Origin of the sequence: Agromyces protaetiae (genome assembly GCF_004135405.1) — a bacterium.
In the GTDB taxonomy this organism is placed as follows: Bacteria; Actinomycetota; Actinomycetes; order Actinomycetales; family Microbacteriaceae; genus Agromyces; species Agromyces protaetiae.
The window spans coordinates 2,902,112-2,919,537 of the sequence record NZ_CP035491.1; the positions used below are offsets into that span (position 1 = coordinate 2,902,112).

The 17,426-nt window shown below is 71.1% G+C and carries 18 protein-coding genes and 1 pseudogene; 6 read left to right on the plus strand and 13 right to left on the minus strand.

The window, feature by feature from the left end; translation table 11 throughout:
• Positions 1-11: 11 nt before the first annotated feature.
• Complete coding sequence (locus tag ET445_RS13495) at positions 12-1,391, minus strand: MinD/ParA family ATP-binding protein (RefSeq protein ID WP_129191738.1); 1,380 nt, start codon at positions 1,389-1,391, stop codon at positions 12-14.
• Positions 1,392-1,430: 39 nt separating this feature from the next.
• Positions 1,431-4,835 (minus strand): pyruvate carboxylase, encoded by a 3,405-nt coding sequence (locus tag ET445_RS13500; RefSeq protein ID WP_129191739.1) that lies wholly within the window; start codon positions 4,833-4,835, stop codon positions 1,431-1,433.
• Between the two features lie 78 nt (positions 4,836-4,913).
• On the opposite strand from ET445_RS13500, the pseudogene ET445_RS13505 reads away from it, so the two are divergent.
• Positions 4,914-5,758: pseudogene (locus ET445_RS13505) on the plus strand (ParA family protein).
• 151 nt (positions 5,759-5,909) lie between these two features.
• On the opposite strand, the gene ET445_RS13510 reads toward ET445_RS13505, so the two are convergent.
• The 4 genes from ET445_RS13510 to ET445_RS13525 all read right to left on the minus strand — a co-directional run bounded on the left by ET445_RS13510 (position 5,910) and on the right by ET445_RS13525 (position 8,381).
• The gene (locus ET445_RS13510) at positions 5,910-6,464 is read right to left on the minus strand and encodes a MerR family transcriptional regulator (RefSeq protein WP_129191740.1); all 555 of its coding nucleotides are present in this window, start codon (positions 6,462-6,464) and stop codon (positions 5,910-5,912) included.
• A gap of 107 nt (positions 6,465-6,571) precedes the next feature.
• A complete protein-coding gene (ftsR, locus tag ET445_RS13515) occupies positions 6,572-7,258 on the minus strand; it encodes a transcriptional regulator FtsR (RefSeq protein WP_129191741.1) in 687 nt (228 codons plus the stop codon).
• Entirely contained in the window at positions 7,258-7,719 is a 462-nt protein-coding gene (locus ET445_RS13520) for an FHA domain-containing protein (RefSeq protein ID WP_129192569.1), read from the minus strand. Before ET445_RS13520 ends, ftsR begins: the two co-directional genes overlap by 1 nt.
• Positions 7,720-7,757: 38 nt before the next feature.
• Positions 7,758-8,381 (minus strand): CDP-alcohol phosphatidyltransferase family protein, encoded by a 624-nt coding sequence (locus tag ET445_RS13525; RefSeq protein ID WP_279433476.1) that lies wholly within the window; start codon positions 8,379-8,381, stop codon positions 7,758-7,760.
• 34 nt (positions 8,382-8,415) lie between these two features.
• Here ET445_RS13525 and ET445_RS13530 point away from each other — a divergent pair, with 34 nt between their 5' ends.
• Positions 8,416-9,240, plus strand: a complete 825-nt coding sequence (locus ET445_RS13530) for a DUF1295 domain-containing protein (RefSeq protein WP_129191742.1) — start codon at positions 8,416-8,418, stop codon at positions 9,238-9,240.
• Between the two features lie 30 nt (positions 9,241-9,270).
• On the opposite strand, the gene ET445_RS13535 is transcribed toward ET445_RS13530, so the two are convergent.
• Positions 9,271-9,723, minus strand: coding sequence for an NUDIX domain-containing protein (locus ET445_RS13535; protein WP_129191743.1), 453 nt, complete (start codon positions 9,721-9,723; stop codon positions 9,271-9,273).
• A gap of 95 nt (positions 9,724-9,818) precedes the next feature.
• Between ET445_RS13535 and ET445_RS13540 the strand changes: the two genes are divergently transcribed.
• From ET445_RS13540 to ET445_RS13550, 3 genes are all read left to right on the plus strand, one after another.
• Entirely contained in the window at positions 9,819-10,190 is a 372-nt protein-coding gene (locus ET445_RS13540) for an RNA-binding S4 domain-containing protein (protein WP_129191744.1), read from the plus strand.
• 19 nt (positions 10,191-10,209) lie between these two features.
• A complete protein-coding gene (locus tag ET445_RS13545; protein ID WP_129191745.1) occupies positions 10,210-10,503 on the plus strand; it encodes a GNAT family N-acetyltransferase in 294 nt (97 codons plus the stop codon).
• A gap of 71 nt (positions 10,504-10,574) precedes the next feature.
• The gene (locus tag ET445_RS13550) at positions 10,575-11,273 is read left to right on the plus strand and encodes an NAD(P)H-hydrate epimerase (RefSeq protein WP_243695206.1); all 699 of its coding nucleotides are present in this window, start codon (positions 10,575-10,577) and stop codon (positions 11,271-11,273) included.
• Positions 11,274-11,332: 59 nt separating this feature from the next.
• Here the strand turns inward: ET445_RS13550 and ET445_RS13555 are convergent, their stop codons facing one another.
• Complete coding sequence (locus tag ET445_RS13555) at positions 11,333-12,178, minus strand: aggregation-promoting factor C-terminal-like domain-containing protein (RefSeq protein ID WP_129191746.1); 846 nt, start codon at positions 12,176-12,178, stop codon at positions 11,333-11,335.
• 287 nt (positions 12,179-12,465) lie between these two features.
• On the opposite strand from ET445_RS13555, the gene ET445_RS13560 reads away from it, so the two are divergent.
• Positions 12,466-12,747, plus strand: a complete 282-nt coding sequence (locus ET445_RS13560; protein WP_341769712.1) for a YchJ family protein — start codon at positions 12,466-12,468, stop codon at positions 12,745-12,747.
• A gap of 31 nt (positions 12,748-12,778) precedes the next feature.
• On the opposite strand, the gene ligD is transcribed toward ET445_RS13560, so the two are convergent.
• From ligD to ET445_RS17635, 5 genes are all read right to left on the minus strand, one after another.
• A complete protein-coding gene (gene ligD / locus ET445_RS13565) occupies positions 12,779-13,810 on the minus strand; it encodes a non-homologous end-joining DNA ligase (protein ID WP_208008416.1) in 1,032 nt (343 codons plus the stop codon).
• Between the two features lies 1 nt (position 13,811).
• Positions 13,812-14,711 (minus strand): alpha/beta fold hydrolase, encoded by a 900-nt coding sequence (locus ET445_RS13570; RefSeq protein WP_129191748.1) that lies wholly within the window; start codon positions 14,709-14,711, stop codon positions 13,812-13,814.
• Positions 14,708-15,229, minus strand: coding sequence for a nitroreductase family deazaflavin-dependent oxidoreductase (locus tag ET445_RS13575; RefSeq protein ID WP_129191749.1), 522 nt, complete (start codon positions 15,227-15,229; stop codon positions 14,708-14,710). The genes ET445_RS13570 and ET445_RS13575 overlap by 4 nt, the downstream gene beginning before the upstream one ends.
• Positions 15,226-16,266: a YihY/virulence factor BrkB family protein gene (locus tag ET445_RS13580; RefSeq protein WP_243695207.1), complete on the minus strand. Its 1,041-nt coding sequence runs from the start codon at positions 16,264-16,266 to the stop codon at positions 15,226-15,228. Before ET445_RS13580 ends, ET445_RS13575 begins: the two co-directional genes overlap by 4 nt.
• 107 nt (positions 16,267-16,373) lie before the next feature.
• Positions 16,374-17,270 carry an aggregation-promoting factor C-terminal-like domain-containing protein gene (locus ET445_RS17635; protein ID WP_208008417.1) on the minus strand — a complete coding sequence of 299 codons (897 nt, stop codon included), beginning with the start codon at positions 17,268-17,270 and terminating at the stop codon, positions 16,374-16,376.
• Between the last annotated feature and the right edge of the window lie 156 nt (positions 17,271-17,426).

A 17,426-nucleotide genomic window follows, 5' to 3' on the forward strand; every position in this document is an offset into this window, starting at 1 on the left:
ATGCTCCGAGTTCAGTGCCCGCGTTCGGCGGGCAGGCCTTCGACCACGAGGGCCGCGAGGTCGCGGGCCGCATCGCGGGTCACCTCACGAAGCGTAGCCCAATGCACGACCGAACCCGCCGCGAGCTGCGGGTCGTACGGAATCCGCACGATCTCTCGCACGCGCGACGCGAAGTGCGCTTCGATCTCGTCGACCTTCACGAGGTGCGTACCCTGCGTCGCGAGGTTGATGGCGACGACGGCATTGCGGACGAGTTCGCCGTACCCGTTGGCTTCGAGCCAGGTGAGCGTTTCAGAGGCGAGGCGAGCCTCATCGACGCTGCCGCCCGACACGACGACGATCGAGTCGGCCCGCTGGAGCGTCGCGCGCATGACCGAATGCACGATGCCCGTGCCGCAATCGGTGAGGACGATCGAGTAGTACCGAGCCGCGAGACCCGCGACGATGTTGTAGTCGTCGTCGCCGAACGCCTCGGAGAGGTTCGGGTCGGTGTCGGAGGCGAGGATGTCGAGTCGGGTCTCATCGCGCGAGACGTAGGTCGAGAAGTCGGTGTAGCCGCCGATGGACGACGCCTTGTGGGCGACGTCGCGCACGGTCTCGCGCGTCTGCCGATCGATGCGTTCGGCGAGCGTGCCGCGGTCGGGGTTCGCGTCGATCGCGATGATGCGGTCGTCGCGCGCGTCGGCGAGGGCCATCCCGAGGAGCGTCGTGATGGTCGTCTTGCCGACGCCGCCCTTGCGCGTGAGCACGGGCACGAATCGGGCCCCGCCCTCGAACCGCTTGCCGATGCGCTCGTTCATGGCGCGGTGCGCGAGCACCTTCGGCGAGTCGCCGCGGTTCACGACGTGGAAGGTGGCCTCGTACAGGAATCGGTTGAAGCCGCCCTGCGGCGCCGGCCTGGTCGCTCGTGTGACGTCGATGAGCCGGTCGGCGGTGAGCGACTCGCTCGGTTCGGGGACTTCTGAGACGGATGTCTCGGCGTCGGTCGCTTCGGCGACGGCGACGGCGACGCTCGCGACATCGGTCGGCCCCGTGTTCGTGCGCCGGGTCGCGTCGGAGGCGAGGAGCGCGCCGTAGGGCGAGTCGTCGCGACGCACCGCACCGCGGTAGCTGCCGCCGGTCGCGATGACGTCGATCGAGTGCGTCGTCGGCGCACCCTCGACGACCGCGCCGGGGTTGATCGACACGTCGTCGATCGCGACGGCCGCTTCGTCGGCTGGCGCCTCGTGGAACGGCCTCGGCGGCAGGTCGACGCGGATGTTCAGGCTTTCGGGAAGGCTGCCCGCGGAGTGCGCCCCACCTTGCGGTGGAAGCTCGCCGCGGTCGACTCCGGTGCTTCGGCGACCGACCGCTCGCTCGCCGCTCTCTCCGGAACTCTGATCTTCAGCCACCGAGACCCCTCTCGTCAGTGCCAATCCCCGGGGCCAAGCCTAGCGCGGACGCACCACCACGAGGAGGTCTCCGGCCTCGACCTGCTGCGTCTTCGGGATCGCGACGCGCTCGATGACGCCCGCGACGGGGGTCGTGATCGCGGCCTCCATCTTCATCGCCTCGATCGACGCGACGGACTGACCGGCCGCGACTTCGGCGCCCGCTTCGACCTGAAGGGTCACCACGCCCGAGAAGGGCGCCGCGATCTGGCCCGGCTGCGAGGCATCCGCCTTCTCGGCTGCGCGCGTCTCGACCGTGATCGAACGATCCCGCACGAACACCGGCCGAAGCTGGCCGTTCAAGATCGTCATGACGGTGCGCATGCCCTTGTCGTCGGCTTCGCCGATGGCCTCGAGACCGGCGTAGAGCCGCACGCCCTTGTCGATCTCGACCGCGTGCTCGGCGCCCTGACGGAGGCCGTACAGGTAGTCGGCGGTGTCGACGACCGACAGGTCGCCGAACAGCTCGCGAATCTGCTCGAAGTGCCGCGTCGGCGCCGGGAAGAGCAGATGGTTGAGCGTCGCTCGTCGCGTGGCGCTGTCGGCCTCGAGCGCGTCGCGCTCGGCAGCGGTGAGTTCGGCGGTGCCGATGCGGATGTCTTTGCCCGCGAGCACCTTCGAGCGGAACGGCTCGGGCCATCCGCCGGGGAGGTCGCCCAGTTCGCCCGCCATGAAGCCCACGACCGAGTCGGGGATGTCGTACTTCTCGGGGTGGGCCTCGAAGTCGGCCGGGTCTGCCTTCACCGCGGCGAGGTGCAGCGCGAGGTCGCCGACGACCTTCGACGACGGCGTCACCTTGGGGATGCGCCCCAGGATGCGGTCGGCGGCGGCGTAGAGGTCTTCGATGAGTTCGAAGTCGTCGGCAAGCCCGAGCGCGATCGCCTGCTGACGCAGGTTCGAGAGCTGGCCGCCCGGGATCTCGTGGTGGTACACCCGGCCCGTCGGGCCCGGCAAACCCGACTCGAACGGCTTGTACAGGCGGCGCACGGCCTCCCAATACGGTTCGAGGTCTGAGACCGCCGCGAGCGAGAGGCCCGTGTCGCGCTCGGTGTGTGCGAGGGCTGCGACGAGTGCGGAGGCCGACGGCTGACTCGTCGTGCCGGCCATCGGCGCGCTCGCGACGTCGACGGCGTCGACGCCTGCGGCGCTCGCGGCGAGGAGGGTCGCAAGCTGGCCGCCCGCGGTGTCGTGCGTGTGGAGGTGGACGGGCAGGTCGAAGCGCTCGCGGAGCGCGGCGACGAGCTTCGCGGCCGCAGCCGGGCGCAGGAGACCCGCCATGTCTTTGATGGCGAGGATGTGCGCGCCCGCGGCGACGATCTCGTCGGCGAGCCGCAGGTAGTAGTCGAGGGTGTAAAGGCCTTCGGCGGGGTCGAGCAGGTCGCCCGTGTAGCAGAGCGCGACCTCGGCGATCGAGCGACCCGTCTCGAGGACCGAGTCGATAGCCGGGCGCATCTGGTCGACGTCGTTGAGCGCGTCGAAGATGCGGAAGATGTCGACGCCAGTGTCGGATGCCTCGCGCACGAACGCGTCGGCGACCTCGGTCGGGTACGGGGTGTACCCCACCGTGTTGCGCCCGCGCAGGAGCATCTGGATGTTGATGTTCGGCAGCGCCTCGCGGAGCGTGGCGAGCCGCTCCCACGGGTCTTCGCCGAGGAAGCGGAGGGCGACGTCGTACGTCGCGCCGCCCCACGCCTCGACCGACAGCAGGTCGGGCGTGAGCCGCGCGACGTACGGCGCGACCGCGACGAGGTCGCGTGTGCGCACGCGCGTCGCGAGGAGCGACTGATGCGCGTCGCGGAAGGTCGTCTCGGTGACCGCGAGCGGCGTCTGCGCGCGGAGCGCGGCGGCGAACCCGACCGGACCGAGCTCGAGCAGGCGCTGGCGCGAACCCGCCGGCGCGGGCGCCGACAGGTCGATCGCGGGCAGCTTCTCGACCGGATGGACGGTCGTCGGAGCGGGTCCGTTCGGCTGGTTCACCGTGACATCCGCGAGCCAGTTGAGGATCTTGGTGCCGCGGTCTTTCGAAACGCGGCCGCGCAGGAGCTGCGGGCGCTCGTCGATGAACGACGTCGAGAGGTCGCCCGCGACGAACGCAGCGTCGTCGAGCACGGCCTGGAGGAACGGGATGTTCGTCGAGACGCCGCGGATGCGGAACTCGGCGAGGGCGCGCTTCGCGCGCGCGACGGCCGCCGGGTAGTCGCGGCCACGGCACGTGAGCTTCGCAAGCATCGAGTCGAAGTGCGGGCTGATCTGCGCACCCGGGTTGACCGTGCCGCCGTCGAGACGGATGCCCGCGCCGCCCGGTGAGCGGTACGTCGTGATCTTGCCCGTGTCGGGACGGAATCCGGCCGTCGGGTCTTCCGTCGTGATGCGGCACTGGAGCGCGGCGCCGCGGAGTCGGATATCGCCTTGCTGGAGGCCGAGTTCGGCGAGCGTCTCGCCCGCCGCGATGCGCATCTGCGCGACGACGAGGTCGACGTCGGTGACCTCTTCGGTCACGGTGTGCTCGACCTGGATGCGGGGGTTCATCTCGATGAACACGTGCTCGCCGGCGCGCTCGCCCGCGGTGTCGAGCAGGAACTCGACCGTGCCCGCGTTGACGTAGCCGATCGAGCGGGCGAATGCGATCGCGTCGCGGTAGAGCGACTGACGGACGTCGTCGGACAGGTTCGGCGCCGGCGCGATCTCGATGACCTTCTGATGGCGCCGCTGCACCGAGCAGTCGCGCTCGAAGAGGTGCACCGTGTCGCCCGTCGCGTCGGCGAGGATCTGCACCTCGATGTGACGCGGCCGGAGCACCGCCTGCTCGAGGAACATCGTCGGGTCGCCGAACGCGCTGTCGGCCTCGCGCATCGCCTCTTCGAGCGCGGGACGCAGGTCGTCGCGCGTGTTGACGCGGCGCATGCCGCGACCGCCGCCGCCCGCGACGGCCTTCGCGAAGATCGGGAAGCCGATCTCGTCGGCTTGCGCGACGAGCGCCTCGATGTCGCGCGACGGCGGCGTCGACTTCAGCACGGGGACGCCCGCGGCGATCGCGTGCTCCTTCGCCGTGACCTTGTTGCCCGCCATCTCGAGCACCTGCTTGGGCGGGCCGATGAAGGCGATGCCCGCTTCGGCGGCGGCCTGCGCGAGCTCGGGGTTCTCGGAGAGGAAGCCGTAGCCCGGGTAGATCGCGTCGGCGCCCGACTCCTGCGCGACTCGGATGATCTCGGAGACGTCGAGGTAGGCGCGCACCGGATGTCCCGGCTCGCCGATCTGGTAGGCCTCGTCGGCCTTCAACCGGTGCAGCGAATTGCGGTCTTCGAAGGGGTAGACCGCGACGGTCTTCGCCCCGACTTCGACCGCTGCGCGGAATGCGCGGATCGCGATTTCACCGCGGTTGGCAACCAGGATCTTCGAGAACATTCGGGCCTTTCCGAATCGGGGTTTCCGCACAGCGAACATTTAGGTATCGCCGGAGGTCTAAAGGTAACGTATCTGTTCGTGCACGTTCTCTCCGTCAGCTCCCTGAAAGGCGGCGTCGGCAAGACCACGGTGACCCTCGGATTGGCGTCGGCGGCCTTCGCCCGCGGCGTCCGAACCCTCGTCGTCGACCTCGACCCGCAGTCCGATGTGTCGACGGGAATGGACATCCACGTCGCCGGCCACTTGAACGTGGCCGACGTCCTCGCGTCCCCCAAAGAGAAGATCGTGCGCTCGGCGATCGCCCCGAGCGGGTGGGCGAAGTCCAACCCCGGCTCGACGATCGACGTCATGATCGGCAGCCCCGCCGCGATCAACTTCGACGGCCCGCACCCCTCGATCCGCGACATCTGGAAGCTCGAAGAAGCGCTCGCCAACGTCGAGAACGACTACGAGCTCGTGCTCATCGACTGCGCGCCCTCGCTCAACGCCCTCACGCGCACCGCGTGGGCCGCGAGCGACCGCGTCGCCGTCGTCACCGAGCCCGGCCTGTTCTCGGTCGCCGCAGCCGACCGCGCGCTCCGCGCGATCGAGGAGATCCGACGCGGCCTCTCCCCGCGCCTCCAGCCGCTCGGCATCATCGTGAACCGCGCCCGCGTGCAGTCGCTCGAGCACCAGTTCCGCATCAAAGAGCTCCGCGACATGTTCGGGCCGCTCGTGCTCTCCCCCAGCTCCCCGAGCGCACGTCGCTCCAGCAGGCGCAGGGCGCCGCGAAGCCGCTCCACATGTGGCCCGGCGAGAGTGCCGAAGAGATGTCGGCGAACTTCGACCAGCTCCTCGAGCGCGTGCTGCGCACCGCGCGCATCGGCGAGTACGCGGGCGAGCCCCTGTCGGGCGCGCTCGAGGTCGAGTCACCCGCGGTGTGACGGGCGCCGAGGCATCCTGAATCATGGGATGCCTCGTCGGCCGGCTCCTGCGGCCGGGTGCGCACCGCCGCCCTCGGCAGCCATCGGCGACCTCACGGTGTCAGCGCATGCCGACACGGCGCGAGCCGTGTTCACGCGCGTTCTGCGTTCGTCAGGAAATGCGGCGCGTCTTCGAGGTGCGGCGCGCCGCGAGCTCGTCGATCGGGTCGACGGCCTGCGTGTCGAGCTCGACGAGCGTCGACTCGACCTCGCGCAGCACCTTGCCGACCGCGATGCCGAAGACGCCCTGGCCGCGGTTCACGAGGTCGATGACCTCGTCGTCGGACGTGCACAGGTAGACGCTCGCGCCGTCGCTCATGAGCGTGGTCTGCGCGAGGTCTTGCACGCCCGCCTCGCGGAGTTGCTGGACGGCCGTGCGGATCTGCTGCAGAGAGATGCCCGTGTCGAGCAGCCGCTTGACGAGCTTCAGCACGAGGATGTCGCGGAAGCCGTACAGGCGCTGCGAACCCGACCCCTGAGCCGACTGGACGGTCGGCTCGACGAGCTCGGTACGGGCCCAGTAGTCGAGTTGGCGGTAGCTGATGCCCGCTGCGCGGGCCGCGACGGCACCCCGGTAGCCGGTGCCTTCGTCATGCTCGGGAAGACCGTCGGTGAAGAGCAGGCCGAGGTCGTAACGCGCCCCTGCACTCCGCTCGAGCTCACTCATCGATCCGCCCCTCACTCGACCGCCGGGACTCGGCGGCACATCCCCCACGCTACCGACGGCGACGGCGACGGCCAAACACATCCGGCCGATCGTCACGGCGTGTCGCGCTATCGACCGAGCCGCGCGATCGATTGCCGCAGGACGGTCGCGTGGATCGTCTCGAGATGACGACCGAGCTCGCGTGCGCGCTCGACGGTGCGCGCCTTGTCGGCCGGGTCGCCGCGGCGAGAAGGCGCGATCGCCCGCTCGACGAGGGCCGCTTCGCGTTCCGCCGCGACGCGCACCGTGCGGAGGTGCCGCGGCTCGATGCCGACCGACCGGAGCGCCGCGATCGCCTCGATCACGTCGAGCGCCTCTTCGCCGTAGAGCTCGGCGGGCGGCAGGATGCCGGCCGACACGGCCTCGTCGACGAGCGTCGGCGACGCCCCCGCCTCACGGGCGAGGTCTTCGCGCCGGAACCGCCGCGGCGCCGCGGGTGCCGCCGCCGTCGCGGTCGGCAGGGCGGGTGTGCGCCCCTCGTCGATCGATGCGAGGTGCGCCCGGATGACCTTGAGCGGCAGGTAGTGGTCGCGCTGCATCGACAGCACGAACGCGATGCGCTCGACATCGGCCGAGGCGAACTTCCGGTACCCGGCGGGCGTGCGCGCAGGCGCGACGAGCCCTTGCTCTTCGAGGAATCGGAGCTTCGAGGGCGTGAGGTCGGGGAACTCGGGCTGCAGACGCGCGAGCACTTGACCGATGCCGAGAAGCGGCGCAGCGCCGCTCGGAACCCGGGAGGCGGCGGCGCGAGCCACTATCCGCCCGCCACCTGGGCGAGGTCGCGGCGAGAGGCGTAGAACGTGAGCCGGTACTTGCCGATCTGCACCTCGGCGCCGTCGGACAGGAGCGCGGTCTCGATGCGCACCCCGTCGAAGTACGTCCCGTTCAAGGAGCTCAGGTCTTTGACCTCGAACGCCGTGCGATGGCGGAGGAACTCGGCGTGTTTGCGGGAGACCGTGACGTCGTCGAGGAAGATGTCGGCGTCGGGGTGACGCCCGACGGTCGTGACGTCTTGGTCGAGCAGGAATCGGGCACCCAGATTCGGACCGCGGCGGACGATGAGCAGCGCCGACCCGGAAGGCAACGCGCCGATCGCCTCGAGCTCTTCGGCCGAGACGTCGGCGTCGAGCGCGCTGAGCTGCGCGGCCGCCTCACGGCTGAACCCGATGGTGGTGTCGTCGTGTTCGTGCGCGCGCACGGACTCGCCGCCCCCCAGCGTGCCTCCGGTCTGCGTGTCGTCGGAATCCACCACGGCTAACCTCCCTGCTCCAGCGTATCGGATGCAGCGTCGGGCGCCACCCGCGGAATGCGGATGACGCGAGCGGTCTCGATCGCGTAGATGAACCCCGCCCACCAATAGAGGAACGCCCCCCAGAGCGTGATCGCCCAGCCCGCCGGTTGGCTCACGATCTCGACGGCGGGGAACGCGTAGCCGAGCATGATGACGGGCAGTCCGGTGAAGAGCGCGAACGTGGCGACCTTGCCGAGCTGATGCACCGGGAGCGGCCCGTAGCCGTGGTTGGCGAGGACGACTCCGAGGCCGAGCAGGACGACGTCGCGCAGGACGATGACGGCGACGAGCCACCACGGCACGAGATCGCGCGCCGCGAGGCCGATGAGCGCGGCGAAGATGTAGAGGCGGTCCGCGGCGGGATCGAGCAATTGCCCGAGGCGCGTGATCTGGCCGAGCCTGCGCGCGAGGAATCCGTCGAGGAGGTCGGTCAGACTCGCCGTCACGAGGACGACGAGCGCGGGGATGTAGTCGCCCTCGACGAGGAGCCACAGGAACACCGGCACGAGCGCGAGGCGGAGCATCGAGAGCACGTTCGGGATCGTCCAGATCCGCGTGCTCACGGCCTTCGGCTCGTCGGCACCCACGGTGCGATCCTATCGACGCCGTAGAATCCGACCCGTGAACCCCCTCGTCGCGTGTCTCATCCTCTGCGCCGTCATCGCTGCCGCCACCTGGATCACCTCGGTGGTCACGAACGAGCACTCATGGGTCGATCGGATCTGGTCGATCGCGCCCGTCGCGTACGCCTGGATCCTCGCCGCCGGAGGCGGACTCGAGCCGCGTCTCGTGCTCATGGCGGCGCTCGTCACGCTCTGGGGCATCCGCCTGACGTTCAATTTCGCGCGCAAGGGCGGCTATCGTCCCGGGGCCGGCGAGGACTATCGCTGGGCGGTGCTTCGCGGGCGGATGCCTCGGCCCGCCTTCGAGGTCTTCAACCTGCTGTTCATCGCGGGCTTCCAGAACGCGCTCATCCTCGCGTTCTGCCTCCCGCTCTGGACGGCGAGCGAGGGGTCGCGCCCGCTCGGCGGCTGGGACATCCTGCTCGCCGCCGTCTTCGTCGCGTTCCTCGCGGGCGAGACGATCGCCGACCAGCAGCAGTGGGAGTTCCACCGGTGGAAGGCCGCGGAGCGGGCAGCGGGCCGCGTACCCGAGCCGGGCTTCGTGCAGACGGGGCTCTGGCGGTTCTCGCGGCACCCGAACTTCTTCTTCGAGCAGGCCCAGTGGTGGGTCTTCTACGGCTTCGCCGTCACCGCGACGGGCGTGTGGCTGCACTGGACGCTCGTGGGCGCGGTCGCCCTCAGCGGACTGTTCATCGGCTCGACGATCTTCACCGAGAGCCTGACCCGCGCCAAGTACGCGGACTACGACGCGTACCGCAAGCGCACGTCGATGCTCGTGCCCTGGTTCGCGAAGCGGCGCGAGCCGAGCCCCGAGCCGGTCTGAGCATCGAGAGCGGTCGAACGGTCAGAACGGTCAGAGCCGGGCGCGGAGCGCCGGCCATGCCTCGGCGAACCTCGGGTGGAGGTCGAGGGCGGCCACGGCTTCGAACGGCACCCAGCGGAGCGCGATGCTCTCGGGGTCGCTCACGACGGGCTCGAACCGCTCCTTCGCATCGGCGACGACGGTCGTGTACGTCCAGTAGCCGAGGTCGAGCACCGAGCTGAACCGCACGTCGAGCACGCTTTCGGGCACACCCGCCTCTTCGCCGGCCTCGCGGACAGCGGCCTCGACCGCGGTCTCGCCTTCGTGTCTGGCCCCGCCGGGCACGCCCCACGTGTCGCCGAAGTGGCTCCACGCCGCGCGGTGCTGCAGGAGGACCTCGCGCTCGGGGCTCACGACGAGCAGCCCGGCGGCGCCGTAGAGACCCCAGTACCTGGCCCCGTCGGGGCCTTCGACCCAGGCGTCGCCGCTCTTGCCGCCGTTCATGGTTCCAGCATGGCGCATGGGCGGCGGCGCATGACGTCCCGTGGCGTGCGCGCGACCGGTCCCCGGCATCGCGCCTCGCGCCGTAGGCTGCTCGGGTGAGCGACGAGTCCCCGGTCCGCGTCGACGCCTGGCTGTGGGCGGTGCGGCAGTTCAAAACGCGCTCGGCCGCGACGGCCGCGTGTCGGTCCGGGCACGTGCGCGTCAACGGCGACAGCGCGAAGGCCGCGCAATCGGTGCGGCCCGGCGACGTCGTGCGCGTGCGGATCGACGGATTCGACCGCACGCTCGTCGTGCGACGCACGATCGTCAAGCGCGTCTCGGCGGCGCTCGCGGCCGACGCGTACCAAGACCTCACTCCCCCGCCGCCGCCCCGTACCGAGCAGGCGTTCGCGCCCGTCCGCGACCGCGGCGCCGGGCGGCCCACGAAACGCGAACGCCGCGACCTCGATCGGCTGCGCGGCCGCTGAGCGGGCGTACCCTGGACGCGTGGAGAAGCTGTTCACGCACGAGCCCGACGCCAACCGGTATGTGTTGCGCATCGGCGGCGAACTCGCGAGCGTCCTCGACTATCACGTGCGGGGCGACTCGGTGGCGTTCAGCCGCGCGTTCACGAACCCGCCGTTCCGCGGACGCGGTCTCGCGGGCGAGGTCGTGGCGTTCGCCGTCGACGACGTCGAGGCGACGACGACGCTGCGCATCGTGCCCACGTGCTGGTACGTCGCCGAGTGGTTCGACCTCCACCCCGAGCGCGCGAGCCTCCTGAAGCCCCGGGCGGCGTGATGGTCGCGGGGTACTCCGCTGCGCAGGTGCGAGCGGCGGAGGCGCCCCATCTCGCCGCCGGCGAGCCGCTCATGCGCAGAGCAGCGGCAGCGCTCGCGGCCGTGCTCCGCCGCGAGCTCGCGGAGATCGGAGCAGAAGCCGGCGCGAGCGGCGCAGGCGCGTTCGGTCCCGTGCTCTTCCTCGTCGGGTCGGGCGACAACGGCGGCGACGCGCTCTACGCGGCCGCGGAACTCGCCGAAGGCGGGATCGAGGTCGTGATCGCGCCTGTGGGGTCGCGCATGCACCCCGAGGCATCCGCCGCCGCCCGCTTCGCGGGCGCGACGTTCCTCGAGACCGCGCCGACGAGCGAGACGGATGCCTCGGATCGAGCGGATGCCCCGGCCGCGGTCCTGCCCGACGGCTTCGAGTCGGCCGCGCACGACGCGGTGATCATCGTCGACGGCATCCTCGGCACGGGGACGGCAGCCGACCCCGCGCTCCGCGGACGCGCGCGTGCCGCGGTCGCGTTCCTCTGCGAACTCATCGAGGGCATCGATCCCGAACAGCGGCCGCGCGTCGTCGCGGTCGACCTGCCGAGCGGCATCCACCCCGACGACGGGCGCGTGCCCGACGAGACCGTGCTGCGCGCGACGACGACCGTGACGTTCGGGGCTGCGAAGGCCGGGCTCCTCATCGAGCCGGGCGCCGACTACGCCGGCCGCATCGAGGTCGTCGACCTCGGGCTCGGTCCTGAACTCTCGGCGATGACCCCGCTCGTCGAACGCGCGTGAGCCCGGCCCCGAGGACGGGGCCGGGCTCACGCGCGCCGGGCTCGGTCAGCGGACCGGGTTCAGTACCAGTTCATCGACTGGGAGTGGCCCCACGCGCCGCACGGCGTGCCGTAGGCGCGCTGGATGTAGTCGAGGCCCCAGCGGATCTGGGTCGCGGCGCTCGTCTGCCAGTCGGCGCCGGCGGTCGCCATCTTCGAGCCGGGCAGCGACTGCGGGATGCCGGTCGCACCGCTCGAGGCGTTGTAAGCGGCGTAGTTCCAGCCCGACTCCTTCTGCCAGAGGTTCACGAGGCACTGGAACTGGTCGCCGCCCCAGCCGTACTGGCTCGCGGCGAGGTCGGCGGCGTACGCCTTCGCGCCGTCGGGGCTATTCGCCCGGGCGAGGGCCTCTGCGGCCTCCTGCGCCTTCTGCTGCTGAATGCGGTCGTACTCGGCCGCGGCGGCCGCGGTCTCGGCGGTCTTCGCCTTGGTCTCCTTCGTCAGGTCGACGAGGGAGTCGAGCGGGAGCTTCTCGTAGTCGCCGAGGGAGGCGACCGAGGCTTGGAGGCCGGTCGCGTCGACCTTGCCCTGCGCGGAGGCGAGCGTGGCCTGCGCGGCGGCGATCGTGTCCTTCGCGGTGTGCTCGGCACGAGCCTGCGCGATCGTCGTGTACGCGTCGAGCTGGTCGTGGTGAAGGCCGGTCGCGTCGGTGACGGCGGCGGTCGCGTCGACGCGCTGCTGCGACTCGACGGACGACTGGATGGTGAAGCCGGTTCCGACGAGGAGTCCGACGGCGGCGACGGCGCCGGCGGCGACGATGCGGCGGCGGCCGAGGCGGAGGTCGCGGAGGCGACGGCGGGTGACGGGGGTGTTCGAGGCGGTCGAGTCGACCGTGGTGCTGGGGGAAGTACGGTTCTGGTTCTGCATAGGTGTTTCGATGCTCGGAAGTGGGGGATCAGGGGAAGCACCCTCCGAGCGGGGCGCACGAGCGGTCACTCTGCCCCCCGAATCTGGACGAATCCTCAGTTCAACCTGTGGAACCCATGACCGGGGTATCTCGAATACGAGATACTCGGAGGATGCCCGACCCCGCCGCATCCGCGAGATTCCCGGCCTCGGAAGCCCCCTGCCCATGCCGCAGCGGCGATCGTTTCGGAACTTGCTGCGAATCTTTCGTGTCGGGGCGCGCGACCGCCCCCACGGCGTCTCAACTCATGCGATCGCGCTACACGGCGTTCGCCGTCGGCGCCGCCGACTACCTGCTCGCGACGTGGCATCCGACCACCCGGCCGGCCGCCCTCGACCTCGACGACCGCCTCGAATGGAATGGGCTCACGATCCTCGCGACCGAACGCGGCGGCCCGTTCGACAGCGACGGCACGGTCGAGTTCGTGGCCCGCTACCGCGAAGGCGACGAACGGGGCAGGCTGCACGAGGTGAGCCGCTTCCGCCGTGAGGGCGGGCGCTGGTACTACCTCGACGGCATCGTCGAATAGGACCGAGCGCGAGTCATCCGTCGCCGCCCGATCATCCGTCGCCGTCGGACTTCCGCGCACGACTCGGCTGCACGCGCGGCGGTTCCCCCGGCATCTTCGGGAAGTCCGGCGGGAACGGCAGTTCGCCGAGCCCCGCATCGAGGTCGCGACGCCACCACTCGAGGAGCGCGTCGATGCGACCGGGCGCGTCGTGCATGCGCGCCCAGGGATCGCCGACGGCGGTCAGCCGAGCGGGGACCGTCAGCACCGTGAACTCGCGCGGATCGGCCGAATCCAGTTCACCCCAGTCGAGCGGGCACGACACCGACGCCCACGGCAGCGCACGCGGGCTGTAGGCGCCCGCCATCGTGCGGTCGCGGTTCGCCTGGTTGAAGTCGACGAAGATACGCTCGCCGCGCTCCTCCTTCCACCATGCGGTCGTCACCTGGCGGGGCATCCGCCGTTCGAGTTCGCGCGCCGCGGCGATGACCGCGTGTCTGACGTCGAGGAACTCCCATTCGGGGACCACGGGCGCGAAGACGTGGATGCCGCGATTGCCCGACGTCTTCACGAACGCCGTGAGGCCCGCCTCGGCGAGCACCTCGCGGAGCGCGACCGCGACGGGCACGGCCTCGGCGAAGCCCGTGCCCGGTTGCGGGTCGAGATCGATGCGGAGCTGGTCGGGGAAGTCGGATGCCTCGGCGCGCGACGCCCACGGATGGAACACGATCGTGTTCATCTGGGCGGCCCACACCGCCGCCGCCGGCTCGTCGATCACGAGCTGCGGGTGCGACCTCCCGCTCGGGTAGGTGACCGTCACGGCGCGCACCCACTCGGGTGCGCCCTTCGGCGGGTTCTTCGAGTAGAACTGCTCGCCGTCGACGCCCTCGGGGAACCGCTGCAGCGACACGGGGCGGTCGCCGTTGGCGGCGACGAATGCGTCGCCGACGGCGACGAGGTACTCCGCGAGGGCGAGCTTCGTGATGCCGGGCTCGGGCCACAGCACGCGCGTCGGGCTCGAGATCCGGATGTCCCGTGCGCCCTTCGGGCCCGGGACGGTGAGCGTCGTCGCCTCGGAAGCCATGTCAGTGCTCCGTTCGGTGGTCGTCGGTCCGGTCGTGCCGGGCCGGTTCCGCGGGTGGGAATGCGTGGTCGCGCAGCCAGTCGAGGGCGTCGGGGATCGTGTCGAGGATGCTCACGTGCCCGTCGTCGAGGCGTGCCCACATGGTGCCGTCGCGGAGGCGGCTCATGAGCCACGCGGCGTGCTTGCGGGGCACGATGCGGTCGTGCTCGCCCTGCACGACGAGCACGGGCGCCCCGACCTCGTCGAGGGAGAAGCCCCAGTCGTTCGCGTAGGCGACATCGTCGTCGACGAGCCCGTCGGGGCCCGCCGCTTCGGCTCGGCCGGCGTCGGCGCCGATCCACGACCAGCGGCCGTCGAGCGCCTCGAGGTCGGCGGGGAGGAACGCTTCGGGATCGAACTCGTCGGCCTCGGCGAACCGAGCGCGCGCGTCGCGGCCCGCGAGCGCAGCGCGCAGTGCACCAGGCGCATGCATGCCCGCGAACCAGTCGAAGACGTCGGTGTACGGCGCGACGCCCGCGAGGGTCACGACCCCCGTGACCCGACTCGGCAGGAGGGCCGCGGTTGCGAGCGCATGCGGGCCGCCGCCCGAATAGCCCACCGATGCGAACAGGGCGACGCCCGCGGCATCCGCCACCGCTTCGACGTCGCCCGCCGCCGACGCGACATCGCGGCCGGGTCGCGGCGTCGAGCCGGCATACGAGGGACGGGCGTACGAGAGCAGCCGGATGCCTCGTGCCGCCGCCTCCTCGACGAGCGGCGGCGGCGGCGCGCCGGTCGCCGGTGAGCCGTGGTGCCACACCACGACGGGCGCGTCGGCGTGGGGCGGGTCGGCCCCGGGCGCCGAGTCGTACCAGCGGAGCATCCGCCCGTCGGCGAGTCGGAGGTCGCGTGACTCGGTCATCCCCGCTCCCCAGCGGCGTCGATCGGCCCGAGCTCCCGCACGGGCTGCAGGAGGAAGAGCCGCACGACGCGGCCCGAGTCGCGCTCATAGGCGCGGTAGCCGGGCCATTGCCGCTCGATGCGCGCCCACGCGGTCTCGCGGGCCTCGCCCTCGATGAGCGACGCGCGGACGGCGAGGCCGCGTCCGTGGACGGCGATGCGCGCGTCGGGGTGCGCGAGGAGGTTGTACGTCCAGGCGGGATGGCGGTCGCGCGCGAAGCTCGTGCCTGCCACGATCGCCCGCCCGAGGCCGTCGGGCGTGTACATGAGCTCGCTCGCGCGCGGCTCCCCCGACTTCGCGCCGATCGTGTGGAGGACGAGCGAGGGCACGAGCAGCGCGCTCAGCTGCACGCGCCCGCGGCTCCATGCGGCCAGCCGCCGTTCGACGAGCGGGAGCACGACGGGCGCGGAGCGCCGGAAGAGTCGGGTGCGGGTCAGCGGCGCGACCGTCTTCCGTACGACGTCCACCACGATCGTCATCGCCCCGCCTTCCGGTCGACGGCCGCTCGTGCCGCCTCCACTTCGATCACTGCCTCCTGCGCGCGTCGTTCGGCGCGTCGCAGCCGACGGAGCGCCATCGACCTCGCGCCGTACCGTTCGGCGATCCGATCGTGCGCCTCGTCGTCGCCCGTCACGATATACGCTCCGGCGATCAGGATGACCTGGGCGGAGAAGTTGAACCAGATGAGCAACGCGACGATCGACCCGAAGGAGGCGAGGAGCGGATTGCTCGCCGCCCCTCCGACGAAGAGCCCCGAGAGCACCTGCAGGACCGTCAGGCCGAGGCCTCCGAGGATCGCTCCCGGCCAGAGGGCGCGAGCGCCCGGACGCAGCCCGGAGAGCAACCGGAACAGTCCAGCGACGACGAGGGTGTCGATGACGAAGGTGACGACGATCCCGACGGCGCGCGTGCCGCCGTCGAACAACGGGCTGCGCTCGGATACCCCGAACCATCCGAGCGCGACCGAGAGCGCGGTCGTGCTGAAGACGGTGACCGCGGCCGACGCCGCGAGGAGCGCCCCGAAGGCGATCGCGATCGCGAGGTCTCGAAGGATGACCCAGAGGAAGAACGTGTCGGCGTCGGGAAGGCCGGCGAGCGTGCGGAACGCGGTGCGGATCGATCCGATCGCACCGATCGCCGTGCCGACCAGTCCGACGAGTGCGATCACTCCCGCGACGGTGAACACGAGCGGATGGATGAGGTCTTCGGGGGCGATGAGGCCGCCCACGAGACCGGGGATCGCAGAATCGAGCGCGGCGACGAGCGCATCGAGGGCCTCGGGATTGCCCGCGAGCCACACCCCCGCGACGGCGAACCCGAGGAACACTCCTGCGAACACGGAGAAGAGGGTCCGATAAGTGACGCTGTCGGCGAGCATCGCACCGTGTCGTTCCTGGTACAGCAGGAATGCACGCACGGGTTTCGTGCTCAACGCCCATTCACCGGCGTGTCGCACCCAGGTGACCAGGCGCGCCCACGGCGAAGGTCGCCGGTCGTCGCTCGAAGAGGCCGCCACGGGATCAGGCTATCGAGCACGTGAGCGAATCCGACAGGGCTTGACCGCCTTCTGGGACGACGAAGGGCGCGGGCCCCGACGGCCCGCGCCCTTCGATCAGCGGAAGCTCAGTACCAGCCCTTGGCGTTGAACGAGTCCCACGCGCCGCACGGCGTGCCGTAGCGGCCCGAGATGTACCCGAGGCCCCAGCGGATCTGCGTGTCGGCGCTGTTCTGCCAGTCCGGGCCGGCCGAGGCCATCTTGCTGCCGGGGAGGGCCTGCGGGATGCCGTAGGCCCCGCTCGAGTTCGCGGCGTGGACGTTCCAACCCGACTCACGGTTCCAGAGCTGCACGAGGCATCCGAACTGGTCGTCGCCCCAGCCGTACATCGCCGCCATGAGGTCGCGGGCGATGGCCTGGGCCTCGCTCGGGTTGGACGGGGCCGCCGGGCGCGAACCGCTCGAGGGGGCCTGCGCGCGCTGCGCCTTCGCGGCCTCCGCCTCGGCCGCGGCCTGCGCGGCCGCGGCGGCGGCCTGCTCGGCGGCGACGCGGTCGAACTCGGCGACCTGGGCGCGAACAGCGTCGGCCTGCGCCGTGGTCGTCTTCGCGAGGGCGAAGACGTCCTTGGCGTCGAGCTTCTCGTAGCCGCCGAGCGATGCGACGGACGCGGCGAGGGCGGTGGCGTCGGCCTTGCCGCTCGCCGAGGCGATGACGGCGGTGGCCGCCGTGATGGTGTCGTTCGCGGTCTTCTTCACGCGAGCGTCGAGCACGGCGCTGTGGGCCTCGAGCTGGTCGACGTCGAGGTTCGCGGCAGCCGTGAGCGCGCTGGTCTCGGCGACGCGGTCGCTCTGCGCCGCGAACGACGACTGCACAGCGAAGCCGGTTCCCACCATCGCGCCGAGGGCGACGACGGCGCCGGCTGCGAGGAAGAATCCGGTTCGGGGCTTCGCGGCCGCGCGGCGGCCGGTCGGCTTCGGAGCGCCCTGTTCGGGCGCGGAGGTCTCGGGGGAAATCTGGTTCTGCATAGGTATTCACAAAGCCGCGGCATCCGGTGCTGTCCGGGCGCCCGGCGGATCGTCCACTCGGGTACAGGGGGCTCGCCTTGGGCGAAGTCGTCAGTCTGCCGACGGTTTCTGGGCGAAGACCGGCCATTTCCTGTGAAAGTCGTGCGAATCTCGGTT